Below are 15,111 nucleotides of genomic sequence, written 5' to 3' on the forward strand. Positions count from 1 at the left end.
CGTGAAATGATGATCTAAGCAAAAAACCAGAAGAAACAGCGAGGTAAGAGCGGGAAATAAAACCGCCACCCGAAGGTGGCGGCAGGCAGGAATTACTGCTGTTTAGCGGCGCCTTCAGCAGGCGCGGCTGCCGGGGCTTCAGCTTTAGCCGCTGGTTTGATATCCAGCAGTTCAACGTCAAACACCAGCGTGGAGTTAGCCGGGATACCCGGAACGCCGTTTTTACCGTAGGCCAGGTTCGGTGGGATAACCAGTTTGATTTTACCGCCTTTCTTAACCTGCTTCAGACCTTCGGTCCAGCCAGGGATCACGCCGTCCAGACGGAATGACAGCGGCTCGCCGCGGGTGTAAGAGTTATCAAACTCGGAACCATCAATCAGGGTTCCTTTGTAGTTCACAACAACGGTATCGCTGTCTTTCGGCGCATCACCTGTACCGGCTTTCTCAACTTTATACAGCAGACCGGTTTCAGTTTTCTTCACGCCTTTCTCTTTAGCGAATTTAGCAGCGAAAGCTTCACCCTTGGTGGCATTCTCTTTCGCGTCTTTTTCCATCTTCGCCTGAGCTGCGCCTTTCACACGGCCTTCGAAGGACTGCAGCGTTTGTTCGATTTCCTGGTCGGAGAGTTTGCTCTTACCGGCAAACGCATCCTGAACGCCCGCAATCAGCTGGGTTTTGTCCAGAGCGATGCCCAGTTTTTCCTGTTCCTTCAGGGAGTTTTCCATGTAGCGACCCAGTGAAGCACCCAGTGCGTAAGCAGACTGCTGATCGTCGTTTTTGAACGCAGCATTCTTAGGTGCCTGCTCTGCCGCTTTCTGAGCCGGGGCCGCATCAGCAGCCATTGTCAGCGGAGCATTCAGCGCGAGGGCCATAGTGGTAGCTAACAATGTGACTTTAAATAATGATTTCATCCATTTCTCCAAAACCGAAGCGTCTCACCTCGGGAATCGTTTGCAGACCTTCGGTCCGTACTATAACCGGGCGCGGGAAAACAAAATACTCCCGCCTGAAATATAGAAGTTAACTTCCGACAATCCGGCTGCCGAAAAGTTTCACTGCCTGTGATGGCAACAGCCGCCTGACTTTTCAACCCTCAATCGCCAATTTACGCCATTTTACCTGTGTTAGCCTCTCTTTTGCCGTTAGAATCGGACAATTCACCCGCTCGAACGAACGGTAAGTAGTAACAAGAGGGAATAAAATGCAACAAACATTGCTGGAACAGCGAATTGAAGTGCTGGAGAGTAAACTGGCGTTTCAGGAACACACTATTGAGGAGCTGAACCAGACCGTGGTACAGCACGAGCTGGATATGGCGCGGCTGCGTGAACAGATGCGCTTGCTGACCGATAAACTCAAGGCCGCCGCCCCTTCGCAGATCGCATCACAGTCGGAAGAAACACCTCCGCCACACTACTGAGTGTCACGCAGTACCCGCTTCCCCGTTACACTGAAACACCGAAAGAAACGCAAAAAAAAGCCGCTACCTGAGAAAGATAGCGGCTGCTCGCTTTTTAACGATCGGCGATTAGTGGCTGCAGCCACAGCCACCGTTGCCACAACCACCGTGACCGTGGTCATGGTCGTGATCGTGGTGATGGTCGTGCTCACCGTGAACGTGGCCGTGAGCCAGCTCTTCTTCGGTTGCAGCACGGATGGCGATCACTTCAACGTTGAAGCTCAGGTTCTGACCGGCCAACATGTGGTTACCGTCAACCACAACGTGCTCGTCTTCCACTTCGGTGATTTCAACCGGAACCGGACCCTGGTCAGTTTCGGCCATAAAGCGCATACCAACCTGCAGTTCGTCCACGCCCATAAAGACGTCTTTAGGAACGCGCTGAACCAGATTATCGTCATACTCGCCGTAGGCATCGTTAGAAGCGATTTTCACATCAAACTTATCGCCTACTTCACGATTTTCCAGCGCCTTCTCCAGGCCGGAAATCAGGGAGCCATGACCGTGCAGGTAGTCCAGCGGTGCACTCACCGGTGACTCATCAACCAACACACCATCTTCTGTACGTACCTGGTATGCCAGGCTGACCACAAGGTCTTTTGCTACTTTCATGATTTCTCCTAACCGTTGAGAGCGTTGAGCCCTTAGCTTCGCTGGCTATCATTACCAACGTTATGGACTCTAAGTGGCGCCAATTGTATCGAATTTCAATGCGGCTGTACGCTACAGCTTAAAAAAAGCTGGGCGGTAGCGCTAGTCGGGATGAAAAATACCGATCACCTGTTCCTTCTCGCGTACCTGTTCGCGGGCCTGTTTATCGGCTTCGCGCATCTGATGACCACACTTAACGCACTCAACCACATCAACATTATTCTCCCGCCACAGAGCAAGAGTGTCTTTAGCCTGACAGCTGGGGCAGGTTGCACCAGCGATAAAACGTTTACGCATAATGATCCCAGAAAAATGATGATTTAGTTCTGTCGTACGGACGCTCGCCGAGAAATCGCCCGCTACTCGTTGCCGTCCCAGCCATCGAGCTGCCGTTTTTCCTGGCGCATCTCGGTCTGGAAGATATCTTCCAGCTCGCGCCGTGCCTCTTTCACCCTGGAGATATGCTGACTGTCGGTATGATTCGGCATCAGCTCACGCAGCATGCGCATATCCAGACGACGGAAGTGCTGCTGAGCGCGAAACGCCTGGTGCGGATGCATGCCCAGCGTCATCAGCGTCTTGCGGCCCAGCTCCAGCGCACTGCTGAAGGTTTCACGCGAGAACTGCATCACACCGGCCTGCAGCAGCTCGTGGGCCTCTACACGGCCACGGGCGCGGGCAAGAATTTGCAGATGCGGGAAATGCTGCTGGCACAGATGAACAATCTCCATCGAGTCTTCCGGACTGTTGCAGGTTATCACGATCGACTGCGCCGTTTCTGCGCCCGCCGCCCGCAATAATTCAAGTTCAGTAGCATCGCCGTAATAAACTTTGTAGCCGTATTTGCGCATCAGGCTAACGGCACTGATATCACGCTCCAGCACGGTAATGCGCTTTTCGTTCGCCATCAGCAGGCGGCCAATGACCTGGCCAAAACGTCCGAAGCCCACCACGATAACCTGCGGCTTATCATCTTCAACGAACGGTTTTTCCTGCGTGTCGTCCGCTTCGTTAAAGCGCCGGGCGAGAATACGATCCACTCCCTGCATCAGCAGCGGCGTGGTCATCATCGACAGCGTTACAGTCACCAACAACAGCGGCATCTGATCGCCACTGAACAACTTTGCCGAAGCCGCAGCGGAGAACAGTACGAAGGCAAACTCTCCCCCCTGGCTCAGCACGCCGGCAAACTGCAACCGCTCGGAGCTGCGCAGACCATAAACGCGGGCCAGCAGATAGAGAACCAGCGTCTTCACCGCCACCAGGGCGACGACGCCAACGAGGATCTCAACAATATGGGTATAGAGCACGCCGAGGTTGAGCGCCATGCCCACCGAAATAAAGAACAGCCCCAGCAGCAGCCCCTTAAACGGATCGATCGACACTTCCAGCTCGTGGCGATATTCGCTTTCTGCCAGCAGAATACCGGCGATAAAGGTGCCCAGCGCCATCGACAGCCCAAGCGCATCCATAAACAGTGCAGAGCCCAGCACCAGCAGCAGCGACGCGGCGGTAAATACCTCGCGCACGCCGGAGGCGGCAATAAAACGCAGGATCGGGCGGAGCAAATAGCGCCCGCCAATCAGCATACCGGCAAACGCCAGCACCTTGATGCCCACTTTCATCCAGTCGGTATGGCCGCTATCGTTACCGGCCAACAGAGGGACCAGCGCCAGCGCCGGGATCACCGCCAGGTCCTGAAACAGCAGAACCGAGAAGCCGAGCTGCCCGGATTCATTGCGATTCATGCCCTTATCGCGCATCAACTGTAATGCCATCGCCGTAGACGACATCGCCAGCCCGATCCCGCCGATAGTGGCCGCCTGCCAGGAGAAATCGGTCAGATACAGCAGGCCACCCAGCACTGCAGCACTGAGGATCACCTGCGCCGCACCGACGCCAAAAATCGAACGGCGCAGCTGCCACAGTTTCGAGGGGTTCAGTTCCAGGCCGATGATAAACATCAGGAATACCACGCCCAGCTCAGAGAAGTGCAGGATCTCCTCCACGTCGCTGATAAAGCCTAAGCCCCACGGGCCAATGGCGATACCCGCCAGTAAATACCCCAGCACAGCGCCAATACCCAGACGCGCCGCAATCGGCACCGCAATCACCGCGGCAAACAGGTACACCACGCCTGCGGTCAGGAGAGTTTCACCTTCCATTAAACACCTCCATAGGGCAGTGGATTTTCCAGCCAGTCATCGTAGGCGTTGGCATAGTTTTTCATGGTTTCAGCAGACTGGCGGCGCGCCCAGTAGACAATCATCGGCGTCAGCCAGTGCATCCGGCACATCTGCGCCGTCAGCTCAAACGGGCGCATAATCTCAGACATCGGGTAGCGATTCAGCCCTTCCTGATGATAGGCCGCCTCCGGCTCGCCGGTGGTGATCACACTGCGCCAGTATTTACCTTCCAGCACGTTACCGCCCGGTCCGCTGGCAAAGCCACGGGACAACACGCGATCCATCCACTCCTTCAGCAGCGCCGGGCAGCTGTAGGTATAGAGAGGATGCTGAAAAACAATGATTTGATGGTCGCGCAGCAGCTGCTGCTCATGGTGAATATCAATAAAGAAATCGGGATAGTGCGCGTATAAGTCATGGACCGTCACGTGTTCCAGATTACGAGCCGGTTGCAGCAAAACACGATTAGCGATCGAATCTTGAGACTCCGGATGGGCATACAACAGCAGAACTTTAGGCGGCTGCGACATCATTCCCCTCCAAATCGTCGTCACGGCCGGGGATTTCCGCTACCATGCACGACGCAACGGAATACGTGATTCCGACAAACTGATTATGATGACTTAATTTAACATACTCTGAACTTACGGCGCTTATGATTGTATTCTCCTCGTTACAAATTCGTCGCGGTGTCCGCGTACTGCTGGATAACGCTACGGCGACTATCAATCCCGGTCAGAAAGTGGGCCTGGTCGGTAAAAACGGCTGCGGTAAATCCACGCTGCTGGCTCTGCTTAAAAACGAGATAAGCGCCGATGCCGGCAGCTTTAGCTACCCCGGTAGCTGGTCACTGGCGTGGGTCAACCAGGAAACGCCCGCGCTGGACGTTGCCGCTATTGAGTATGTTATCGACGGCGACCGTGAATTTCGTCAGCTTGAGTCTGAATTAGCGCACGCCAACGACATTAACGACGGCCATGCCATCGCCACGCTGCACGGCAAGCTGGATGCGATTCAGGCATGGACAATACAATCCCGCGCGGCAAGCCTTCTTAGCGGTTTGGGCTTTAGCCAGGAACAGCTACAGCGGCCGGTCAGTGATTTTTCCGGCGGCTGGCGTATGCGTTTAAACCTCGCGCAGGCCCTGCTCTGCCGTTCCGATCTGCTGCTGCTCGATGAACCGACTAACCACCTCGATCTTGATGCAGTGATCTGGCTGGAACGCTGGCTGAAAAGCTACAGCGGCACGCTGATCCTGATCTCCCACGATCGTGACTTCCTTGATCCGGTGGTGGATAAGATCCTGCATATCGAACAGCAAACAATCTTCGAATACACCGGTAACTACAGCTCGTTCGAAATTCAGCGCGCCACCAAGCTGGCGCAGCAGCAGTCGATGTTTGAGCACCAGCAGCAAAAAGTGGCCCATCTGCAAAGCTTTATTGACCGCTTCAAAGCGAAAGCGACCAAGGCCAAGCAGGCGCAAAGCCGTATCAAAATGCTGGAACGCATGGAGCTGATCGCCCCGGCGCACGTCGACAACCCGTTTACCTTCAGCTTCCGCGAGCCGGAAAGCCTGCCTAACCCGCTGTTGAAAATGGAAAAAGTCAGCGCGGGCTACGGCGACAGAAAAATCCTCAACTCCATCAAGCTGAACCTGGTACCCGGATCGCGTATCGGCCTGCTGGGCCGTAACGGTGCCGGTAAATCCACGCTGATCAAGCTGCTGGCGGGTGAACTGGCCCCGCTACAGGGTGATATCGGTCTGGCGAAAGGCATCAAGCTCGGCTATTTCGCCCAGCATCAGCTTGAATTCTTACGCGCGGATGAATCCCCGCTACAGCATCTGGCACGGCTGGCACCAAAGGTGCTGGAACAGCAGCTGCGCGATTATCTGGGCGGCTTCGGCTTTCAGGGGGATAAAGTCACCGAGGAGACGAAACGCTTCTCCGGCGGCGAGAAAGCCCGTCTGGTGCTGGCGCTGATCGTCTGGCAGCGCCCGAACCTGCTGCTGCTTGATGAACCCACTAACCACCTCGATCTGGATATGCGCCAGGCCTTAACCGAAGCGTTGATCGACTTTGAGGGCGCGCTGGTGGTGGTTTCGCACGATCGCCACCTGCTGCGATCCACGACCGACGATCTCTACCTGGTGCATGACGGTAAAGTCGAAGCCTTTGATGGCGACCTGGAAGATTATCAGCAGTGGCTCAGCGACCTGCAAAAACAGGTAGCGGCAGAATCCGCCCCGAAAGTAGAAAGCGCCAACAGCGCACAGTCGCGTAAAGATCAAAAGCGCCGCGAGGCCGAACTGCGCACGCAGACCCAGCCTCTGCGCAAGCAGATTGAAAAGCTGGAAAAGCTGATGGAGAAGCACAACCTTCAGCTGGCGGATGCCGAAGCGAAGCTGTCAGACACGGCGATCTACGAGCAAAACCGCAAGGCCGATCTCACCGCCGCACTGCAACAGCAGGCAACGGCAAAATCCGCGCTGGAAGAGAGTGAAATGGAATGGCTGGACGCACAGGAACAGCTTGAAGCGATGCTAAACGCGGAATAATACTCCATCAGGCAGAGGACGGTTTCAGCCGTCCCCTGCTCAGGCTGAACTGACACCTCGGATTCAGCCCGTATTGCCCTTCCAACTTCGTTTAGACGTTCTTTCTACGGCGACATTATTCAGCGCGATAAAACGGCTTATCCCCGAGGATCGTCGCGCGGTGCATAATGCGCCGCTGTGGAAGATAATCCGCATTCGCGTAGTGCTGAGTCACCCGGTTATCCCAGATGGCCACATCCCCGACCTGCCAGCGCCAGCGCACCTGAAACTCCGGCTTGGTGATATGAGCAAACAGGAAACGCAGCAGCGCGTCGCTCTCTTTCTCCTTGATGCCGACAATACGCGTGGTGAAGCCTTCATTAACAAATAGCGCCTGCTTACCGCTGACCGGATGAGTCCGCACTACCGGATGCAGCAGCGGTGGATTCTTCGCGACCGCCTGCTGCCAGCGCTGATGTTCCTCTTCGCTACCGCGATATTTGTACTCCTGGAACGATTTCTTAAAGTCATGTTCCGCCAGCAGCCCGCTCAGCAACTGCTGTAGCGGCTCGGATAGCGCATCCCAGGCAGCGATCCCGCTGGCCCACAGCGTATCTCCGCCGGTTTCCGGCAGGTGCTTCGCGGCAAGAATGGCCCCGGCGGGCGGCGTCTCAATAAAGGTGACGTCGGTATGCCAGTTATCGTTATCCGGCGGATTATCGTCATGGGTATCCAGTACGATAATTTCCTCCACGCCGGGGGCATGAGGATAGACCGGGTGAATATGCAGGTCGCCGAAACGAGCCGCCAGCGCACGCTGCTGCTGCGGCGTGATCGGCTGATCGCGCAGGAACAGCACCTGATGGCGGATCAGCGCATGGTAAAGCTGTTCAAACTGACCGTCGCTGAGCGGCAGGCGTAAATCCAGATTGCTAACCTGCGCACCAATGTAGGGCCCAAGCGGTTGAATAGTAATTCGTTCGTTCATGACTGTGCTCCGTGCCACGGGGTTAAACGACGCTGTAAGGCACGCAGCCCCAGCTCAAGTGCAAATGCAATCAGGGCAATCACCGCAATGCCTGCCAGCACGACGTCGGTGGCGAGGAACTCCCCCGCGGATTGCACCATAAAACCAAGGCCGCGCGTGGCCGCAATCAGCTCCGCTGCCACCAGGGTGGACCAGCCCACGCCCAGGCCAATGCGTAAACCGGTGAGAATTTCCGGTAGCGCACCGGGCAGGACGACATACCACAGCACCTGCCAACGGCTGGCCCCCAGCGAACGTGCGGCGCGCAGCCGCACCTGCTGAGCGCTCTTCACACCGGCCAGCGCAGACATCGCCACCGGGGCGAAAATCGCCAGATAAATCAGTAAAATTTTCGAGGTTTCGCCAATGCCAAACCAGATCACCATCAGCGGCAGATAGGCCAGCGGCGGCACCGGGCGATAAAGCTCAATCAGCGGGTCGAGAATGCCGCGCACCGTCTCATTCAGCCCCATAAAGATGCCCACCGGCACGCCAATCACCACCGCCGCCAGCAGCGCAATCAGGATACGCGTCAGGCTGGCTCCCAGGTGCTGCCACAGAGTGGCATCCATAAATCCGGTCGGACCGGCGATGGTCAGCAGCTTTTGCAGTACCTGCTGCGGCGGCGGCAGGAACAACGGCGTTACCAGCTGTAGCGCGGTTACCAGCCACCAGATAGCGATTAACACTACCAGCGTGGCGCTACTCAACGTCAGCTGGCGCGACAGCGGCCAGCGAAAACGCCAGCGGCGCGGCGTGCTTTTTTCATTAATCAGTGAGCTCATACCAACACCTCGCGCTGATGGAATACCCGGCTAAGAACATACTCGCGGCGTTCAATAAACGCCGGGTCGGATTTAATTGACCGGCACGGTTCGCCGTTGGCGTAGCGGCGGCCGAAATCCAGCGCAAGGCGTTCAACAATGCGGCCAGGGCCAGGCGATAACAGCACCAGCTCGCTGGCGAGGAATACCGCCTCTTCAATATCGTGGGTAATCAACAGGATTTGCTTGCCGCTGTCCCGCCAGAGCGTCAGCAGCAGCTCCTGCATCTGTTCGCGGGTGAAAGCATCCAGCGCGCCGAAAGGCTCATCCAGCAGCAGCAGCCGCGGATCGGCCGCCAGTGCGCGGGCAATGCCGACCCGCTGATGCATCCCGCCGGAAAGCTGCCAGATAAAGCGTCGCTCCGCGCCCGCCAGGCCCACTTTTTTCAGCATTTGGCGGGCAATTTCCCGCCGTTCATTTTTTTCGACCCCGGCCAGCTGCAGGCCGAAGGCAACGTTATCCAGCACGTTACGCCAGGGCAGCAGCCCTTCGTTTTGAAAGACCACACCGCGATCGGCACCCGGCCCGTTGACCGGCTTGCCGTCCAGCGTAATGCTGCCGCTCTCCGCCGGGATAAAGCCGGCAATCAGGTTCAGCAGCGTCGTTTTGCCGCAGCCGGATGGCCCCAGCACCACCAGCAGTTCACCGCTGTCAATCGACAGATTAATATCCTGGAGCGCCAGCTGGTTTTGATAGCGAGCGCTGAGATGAGAGACGGACAGCATCGGCTTTACCTCGCTTATTGCGTCAGCGGTTTAACAAAACGATCGGTGACGAAACTGCTGTAGTCGCTGGCCACCTGCGGCACCTTGCCCTGCTCTTTCAGGAAGTTAGCGGTATCAACAATCGCCTTATTCACCGGGCCGTTCAGCTCCTGCACCTGCTGCTGAGCGGTAAGATAGGTATTCCCTTTGACCAGCACCGGCACATCTTCGGTCGGTACGCCGCTCAGGCGCGACAGCTTGCTCAGGTTGTCATCCTGCTTCAGCCAGGCTTCCGGGTTATCGATATAGGCTTTTTGCGGGGCTAGCGCGCTGCGGGCAAAGGCGGTCACCACCTCAGGATGCTTCTCGGCGAAGTCTTTACGCACTACCCAAACGTCGAGGGTCGGAGAACCCCATTTCCCCACCTGCGAGGAATCGGTCAGCACGGTGCCGTCTTTTTCCAGCTGGTTAACCGCCGGTGACCAGACGTAGGCACCGTCGATATCTCCGCGCTGCCAGGCGGCAATAATCGCCGGTGGTTGCAGGTTAATAATCTGTACCTGGCCCGGCTTAATACCCCAGTGCTTTAGCGAGGCCAGCAGGCTGTAGTGCGTGGTGGAGATAAACGGCACGGCGATACGTTTACCAATCAGGTCCTTAGGATCTTTAATGTTCTTTTTCACCACCAGCGCTTCGGAGTTACCGAGCTGTGATGCCAGCAGGAAGACTTCAATCGGCACGCCCTGGCTGGCCGCAACGGCGAGCGGGCTGGAACCGAGGTTACCAATCTGCACATCACCAGAAGCCAGTGCCCTGACCACGCTGGCACCGCTGTCGAATTTGCGCCAGTCAACTTTTGCCCCGCTCTCTTTAGCAAAGGTGTCGTCGGCCTGCGCGACTTTCGCCGGTTCTGCTGATGTCTGATAGGCGACGGTCACGTCCACCGCCTGTGCGTTAAGTGCTGCCAGCCCCAGTGCCGCTGCCAGAATTGAAACTGTAAATTTACCCGCCATAGCCCGCTCCAGTATTGTTGTTATCGGTGAACACCTCCTTTGTAACCGGGCGCGACTATCGCAATAAAGTAATTAAAAATTCTTTTTTATATCTAAGTGTACTTAGTAATTTTTACGCAAAAGTCTGCCGGAAAGTGCACATAGCGCCGCCTTGACCCATTACTGATTACGCAGGAGGCGGCATATGTCATGGCAGATGAGACATTTTCTTTCGTACTGGCTTTGCTGGAAGGCTGGCTGAGGGTCTGCCAGTGGCAGCCATGATTCTGACTGACGCGGTGGAGTGCAAGGCTTGAGAAGTTAACGCCCTGGGCGTGCTGCACACGCCCAGGAATAATCAGTGCCAGATGAGCAACACGCAGGCGGCGGTCAGCAGGCCCATGAACACGTTGAAAATCGTCCATGCCCGGCGGCTGCGTAGAATGCGGCCAATCAGCGTACCGAATCCCAGCCAGATCACCGCCGACGCGAAGTTCACGATTGCCAGCGCAATACTGATGGCGACGACGGAGCCGAGGTAACCCTTTCCGGCCAGACTGAAGCTGGCCACCGCACCCAGCACCATCAGCCAGGCTTTGGGGTTAATCAGTTGCAGCAGACCACCCTGCCAGAACGGCATCGGGGACGCCGGGCCGTCACCGGTCTCCAGCTTCTCATATTTCGCCGTGCCGATTTTCCATGCCAGCCACAGCAGATAAAGGCTACCGGCAATCTTCATAAACAGATGCAGGGAGGGATAGAGCAAAATTAACCCGCCGATACCAAACGCCACCATCAGCAGCATGATCTGCATACCGAGCATAATGCCAACCAGCAGGGCCAGCGATCGCCAGAAACCAAAGTTGGCACCGGAGGCGGTGAGTAACATATTATTAGGGCCAGGTGTGATGGCGGCGACCCAGAGAAAACCTAACATAGACAGAAACAGACTCAGTTCCATAGAACGGGTGCTCCCCACCCCTGAAGAAATAAACAACCCGAAGAAGCTAACAGCGAGTTATGGATACTACAAGCTCTGAACCACGGATTTTCAGTCACCTAGATGACAAATCTTTCAGGCCTCTGCGCGGAGGCCGTAACCCTCATCTGCAAACCCTGCTACCCAGGCTGGTGCGACGTCGCATTACCCTGCAACCGCACTGGCAGCGCTTAACCCTGCCGGACAGCGATTTCGTCGATCTTGCCTGGAGTGAAGACCCGGCACAGGCGCGGCATAAACCTCGCGTGGTCCTGTTCCACGGTCTGGAAGGCAGCTTTAACAGCCCCTATGCGCACGGTCTGCTGCAGGCGTGGAAAGATCGCGGCTGGCTGGGCGTAGTGATGCATTTTCGCGGCTGTAGCGGTGAGCCGAATCGCCTGAACCGCATCTATCACTCCGGAGAGACCAGTGATGCCAGCTACTTCCTGCAGTGGCTGCGCGATGAGTGGGGCCAGGTGCCGACCGCCGCTGTCGGCGTCTCCCTCGGCGGTAATATGCTGGCCTGCCTGATGGGGCAACAGGGCGATAACTGCCTGCTGGATGCAGGCGTAGTCGTTTCCGCTCCGCTGATGCTGGAACCCTGTAGCCAGCGGCTGGAGCAGGGGTTTTCCCGTATCTACCAGCGCTATCTGCTCAATCTGCTCAAGCAGAACGCCACGCGCAAGCTGATGGCCTGGCCCGGCACGCTGCCCATAGAGCTGCCACAGCTGCGAGCACTGAAAAAGCTTCGCGCCTTTGATGATGCGATTACCGCCAGAGCCCACGGCTTTGCCGACGCGACCGACTACTATCGCCGCTGTAGCGGACTACCGCTGCTGCCCGGCATCAGCAAACCGCTGTTGATCATTCATGCACTGGACGATCCCTTTATGACCGCTGAGGTGATCCCCGATCCGGCCCTGCTGCCGCACAATATTGAGTATCAGCTGACCCGCTACGGTGGACACGTTGGTTTTGTAGGCGGAACGCTACGCCAGCCGCAAATGTGGCTGGAACAGCGTATACCGCAATGGCTTTCAACCTGGCTGGAACCCTGATGATTATTCCCTGGAAAGATCTCGACTCTGAAACGCTTGATAACCTGATTGAATCCTTTGTTCTGCGCGAGGGAACCGACTACGGTGAACAGGAACGTTCGCTGGAACAAAAAGTGAAAGACGTTCGCCGCCAGCTGGCCAGCGGAGACGCGGTGCTGGTGTGGTCAGAGCTGCATGAAACCGTCAACATCATGCCTCGCGGGCAATTTAACGGTTGAGGATAATTTTCCCGGCCGCCACGCGGCGAGGATGACTTTGCACCGATAAACATGTTAGGAATGATCCGTCCGCCTATCTCTCAGGGAGTTGTTTACCATGTCAGCCAAACACCCGGTTATCGCCGTCACCGGCTCCAGCGGTGCAGGAACGACCACCACCAGCGTTGCCTTCCGGAAAATATTCCAGCAGCTTAACCTGAGGGCAGCGGAGGTCGAGGGAGACAGCTTCCATCGCTTCACCCGCCCGGAGATGGATATGGCCATCCGTAAAGCGCGCGATCTGGGTAAACACATCAGCTACTTTGGCCCGGAAGCCAACGACTTCGGACTGCTGGAGCAAACCTTTATTGAGTATGGGCGCACGGGTAAAGGCAAATCACGCAAATACCTGCATACCTACGATGAGGCGGTGCCCTGGAATCAGGTGCCCGGGACCTTTACCCCATGGCAGCCGCTGCCTGAACCCACCGACGTGCTGTTCTATGAGGGTCTGCACGGCGGCGTACTCACCCCGCAGAATAACGTGGCGGAAAACGTCGATCTGCTGGTTGGCGTAGTGCCTATCGTCAACCTTGAGTGGATACAGAAACTGGTGCGCGATACCAGCGAGCGCGGCCATTCGCGCGAAGCGGTGATGGATTCGGTGGTGCGTTCAATGGAAGATTACATCAACTACATCACGCCACAGTTTTCCCGCACCCACCTGAACTTCCAGCGCGTTCCGACCGTAGATACCTCCAACCCCTTCGCCGCCCGTGGCATCCCGTCACTGGACGAGAGTTTTGTGGTTATTCACTTCCAGGGGCTGGAAGATATCGATTTTCCCTATCTGCTTACCATGATTCAGGGCTCATTTATCTCCCATATTAAAACCCTGGTGGTGCCGGGCGGAAAAATGGGCCTGGCGATGGAACTGATTATGGGCCCACTGGTTAAGCGACTGATCGAAGGGAAAAAAATCAGCTAATCGGATGGTCATCGCGACAATGACATAAGCTGCTGATGGATAAAACCAATGTGCAGCTGCACGCCAATTGGCAGAACATCTTCATCAAGGCGGAAGTGCGGATTATGCAAGCTCCAGCAGGTGCCTTTTTCCTCGTTGCCCGAACCGATAAACAAGAAGCATCCGGGGATAACCTGCTGGTAGGCTGAAAAATCTTCACAGCCAAACATGGGATGCGGCATTATTTTCAACGCGTCGGCTCCCAGCGTATCCACCACATTTTTTGCGGCGAAACGACAGGCATCCGGGTGGTTGAAGCCCAGCGTGTAACCCTTTGTCCATTCCAGCTTGTAGCTGGCCCCAACCGCCGCCGTCATGCCGCCGAGCATCTGTTCCATCATTTTTGGGATTTCAGTGCGCGTATTTTCACTCAGCGTGCGCAGGGTGCCTCTGAGATGTGCCACATCCGGAATAACGTTGTAGCCCCCGTCGGCCAGAAAACTGGCAATACTGAGCACGGCACCCTCGTTAGGGTCAAGCCTGCGTGAAATGATTTGCTGCAGCTCCTGAACAACCCCGGCACCTAACACCACGGGATCGCACGCCGTATGCGGCAGAGCAGCATGCGAGCCTTTCCCCTGCAGAATCAGATCGAAATTATCACTGGCCGCGCTAAAAACACCTTCGGTGAAACTGACGGTACCGGTAGGAAAAGCCGGCATCACGTGCAGACCAAAAATCATCGAAACCCCATTAAGCACACCCAGAGAAACCAGTTCCTGTGCCCCACCCGGCGGCACCTCTTCCGCATGCTGAAAAATAAATCTCACGGTTCCGGCAATCTGTTGTTGCAGCTGGCACAGTACCCAGGCCGCTCCCATCAGCATGGCCGTATGCGCATCGTGACCACAGGCATGCATGACGCCCGCATTACGCGAGGTAAAAGGCTCCTGGTTCAGCTCATGGATCGGCAGCGCATCCATATCAGCACGTAGCGCTATGCATGGGCCGGGGCGCGCCCCTTTTAGCTCCGCCAGCACGCTGTTAGGTGAGGGACGGCTAAGGGTTAATGCACCCCATTGCTGAAGCTCGCTGGCGACGTAATCCGCAGTTTTTTGCTCATGAAAAGAGAGCTCGGCATGCTCATGAATATGTCGACGCCATTGCAGTACTCGTGGGGTGATATCTTTAATCAGTGACGCGGTTTGAGATTTCATAGTTACTCCTGTAACGGTGAAAAAGCAGCCAGAGCCGACTACCGGGCAGTGAAGCCAGTCACCCCATCCGTCACTCGTGTTCACCCGGTCAATGACCGGGCCAACAGCCGCAGAAAACGCATTTCATGGGTAGGGTGAATAGGGTGATAAAAACACAAATCAGTGCAAGATCTGTGGCGAACCGTGCCAAAACGGCCCTCGTACAGCAGGCTTACAGATCCCTCTCCAGACAATAAAAACGACAGCCGCTCCTTTTCTCACTATGCTGAAGCGAGACAACATGACACAACACAAGACAGCCAGGTCAAGCT

16 protein-coding genes are annotated in these 15,111 nt (G+C 56.2%); 5 read left to right on the forward strand and 11 right to left on the reverse strand.

What is annotated here, in order from left to right:
- Window positions 1–92: 92 nt before the first annotated feature.
- Window positions 93–911, reverse strand: a complete 819-nt coding sequence (fkpA, locus tag IBT47_RS13900) for an FKBP-type peptidyl-prolyl cis-trans isomerase (protein ID WP_200560877.1) — start codon at window positions 909–911, stop codon at window positions 93–95.
- Between the two features lie 290 nt (window positions 912–1,201).
- On the opposite strand from fkpA, the gene IBT47_RS13905 reads away from it, so the two are divergent.
- Window positions 1,202–1,420, forward strand: a complete 219-nt coding sequence (locus IBT47_RS13905; RefSeq protein ID WP_105594011.1) for a protein SlyX — start codon at window positions 1,202–1,204, stop codon at window positions 1,418–1,420.
- Window positions 1,421–1,528: 108 nt separating this feature from the next.
- Here IBT47_RS13905 and slyD read toward each other — a convergent pair whose 3' ends face one another.
- The 4 genes from slyD to kefG form a co-directional block, all read right to left on the reverse strand.
- Window positions 1,529–2,071: a peptidylprolyl isomerase gene (slyD, locus tag IBT47_RS13910; protein ID WP_105594012.1), complete on the reverse strand. Its 543-nt coding sequence runs from the start codon at window positions 2,069–2,071 to the stop codon at window positions 1,529–1,531.
- A gap of 141 nt (window positions 2,072–2,212) precedes the next feature.
- Window positions 2,213–2,413 carry a YheV family putative zinc ribbon protein gene (locus IBT47_RS13915; protein ID WP_105594013.1) on the reverse strand — a complete coding sequence of 67 codons (201 nt, stop codon included), beginning with the start codon at window positions 2,411–2,413 and terminating at the stop codon, window positions 2,213–2,215.
- A 56-nt stretch (window positions 2,414–2,469) separates the two neighbouring features.
- Window positions 2,470–4,275, reverse strand: a complete 1,806-nt coding sequence (gene kefB / locus IBT47_RS13920) for a glutathione-regulated potassium-efflux system protein KefB (protein ID WP_105594014.1) — start codon at window positions 4,273–4,275, stop codon at window positions 2,470–2,472.
- On the reverse strand, window positions 4,275–4,826 hold the full coding sequence (gene kefG / locus IBT47_RS13925) for a glutathione-regulated potassium-efflux system ancillary protein KefG (RefSeq protein ID WP_105594015.1): 552 nt from the start codon (window positions 4,824–4,826) through the stop codon (window positions 4,275–4,277). Before kefG ends, kefB begins: the two co-directional genes overlap by 1 nt.
- A gap of 125 nt (window positions 4,827–4,951) precedes the next feature.
- Here kefG and IBT47_RS13930 point away from each other — a divergent pair, with 125 nt between their 5' ends.
- On the forward strand, window positions 4,952–6,856 hold the full coding sequence (locus IBT47_RS13930) for an ABC transporter ATP-binding protein (protein WP_200560878.1): 1,905 nt from the start codon (window positions 4,952–4,954) through the stop codon (window positions 6,854–6,856).
- A gap of 115 nt (window positions 6,857–6,971) precedes the next feature.
- Here IBT47_RS13930 and tauD read toward each other — a convergent pair whose 3' ends face one another.
- From tauD to IBT47_RS13955, 5 genes are all read right to left on the reverse strand, one after another.
- On the reverse strand, window positions 6,972–7,823 hold the full coding sequence (tauD, locus tag IBT47_RS13935) for a taurine dioxygenase (RefSeq protein ID WP_105594017.1): 852 nt from the start codon (window positions 7,821–7,823) through the stop codon (window positions 6,972–6,974).
- Entirely contained in the window at window positions 7,820–8,647 is an 828-nt protein-coding gene (gene tauC / locus IBT47_RS13940) for a taurine ABC transporter permease TauC (protein WP_200546719.1), read from the reverse strand. The genes tauD and tauC overlap by 4 nt, the downstream gene beginning before the upstream one ends.
- Window positions 8,644–9,411 (reverse strand): taurine ABC transporter ATP-binding subunit, encoded by a 768-nt coding sequence (gene tauB / locus IBT47_RS13945; protein WP_200560879.1) that lies wholly within the window; start codon window positions 9,409–9,411, stop codon window positions 8,644–8,646. Before tauB ends, tauC begins: the two co-directional genes overlap by 4 nt.
- A gap of 14 nt (window positions 9,412–9,425) precedes the next feature.
- Entirely contained in the window at window positions 9,426–10,403 is a 978-nt protein-coding gene (gene tauA, locus IBT47_RS13950; RefSeq protein ID WP_105594020.1) for a taurine ABC transporter substrate-binding protein, read from the reverse strand.
- A 337-nt stretch (window positions 10,404–10,740) separates the two neighbouring features.
- Entirely contained in the window at window positions 10,741–11,343 is a 603-nt protein-coding gene (locus IBT47_RS13955) for a LysE family translocator (RefSeq protein WP_200546721.1), read from the reverse strand.
- Between the two features lie 59 nt (window positions 11,344–11,402).
- Between IBT47_RS13955 and IBT47_RS13960 the strand changes: the two genes are divergently transcribed.
- The 3 genes from IBT47_RS13960 (at window position 11,403) to IBT47_RS13970 (ending at window position 13,604) form a co-directional block, all read left to right on the forward strand.
- Window positions 11,403–12,419 (forward strand): hydrolase, encoded by a 1,017-nt coding sequence (locus IBT47_RS13960; protein WP_200560880.1) that lies wholly within the window; start codon window positions 11,403–11,405, stop codon window positions 12,417–12,419.
- Window positions 12,419–12,637 (forward strand): YheU family protein, encoded by a 219-nt coding sequence (locus tag IBT47_RS13965; protein ID WP_105594023.1) that lies wholly within the window; start codon window positions 12,419–12,421, stop codon window positions 12,635–12,637. Before IBT47_RS13960 ends, IBT47_RS13965 begins: the two co-directional genes overlap by 1 nt.
- Before the next feature lie 97 nt (window positions 12,638–12,734).
- Window positions 12,735–13,604 carry a phosphoribulokinase gene (locus IBT47_RS13970; protein WP_105594024.1) on the forward strand — a complete coding sequence of 290 codons (870 nt, stop codon included), beginning with the start codon at window positions 12,735–12,737 and terminating at the stop codon, window positions 13,602–13,604.
- 8 nt (window positions 13,605–13,612) lie between these two features.
- Here IBT47_RS13970 and IBT47_RS13975 read toward each other — a convergent pair whose 3' ends face one another.
- Window positions 13,613–14,800 carry an amidohydrolase gene (locus IBT47_RS13975; protein ID WP_200560881.1) on the reverse strand — a complete coding sequence of 396 codons (1,188 nt, stop codon included), beginning with the start codon at window positions 14,798–14,800 and terminating at the stop codon, window positions 13,613–13,615.
- Window positions 14,801–15,111: the final 311 nt, after the last annotated feature.

The sequence above is a fragment of the Erwinia sp. S43 genome (assembly GCF_016624745.1).
GTDB classification, from domain to species: Bacteria; Pseudomonadota; Gammaproteobacteria; order Enterobacterales; family Enterobacteriaceae; genus Erwinia; species Erwinia coffeiphila.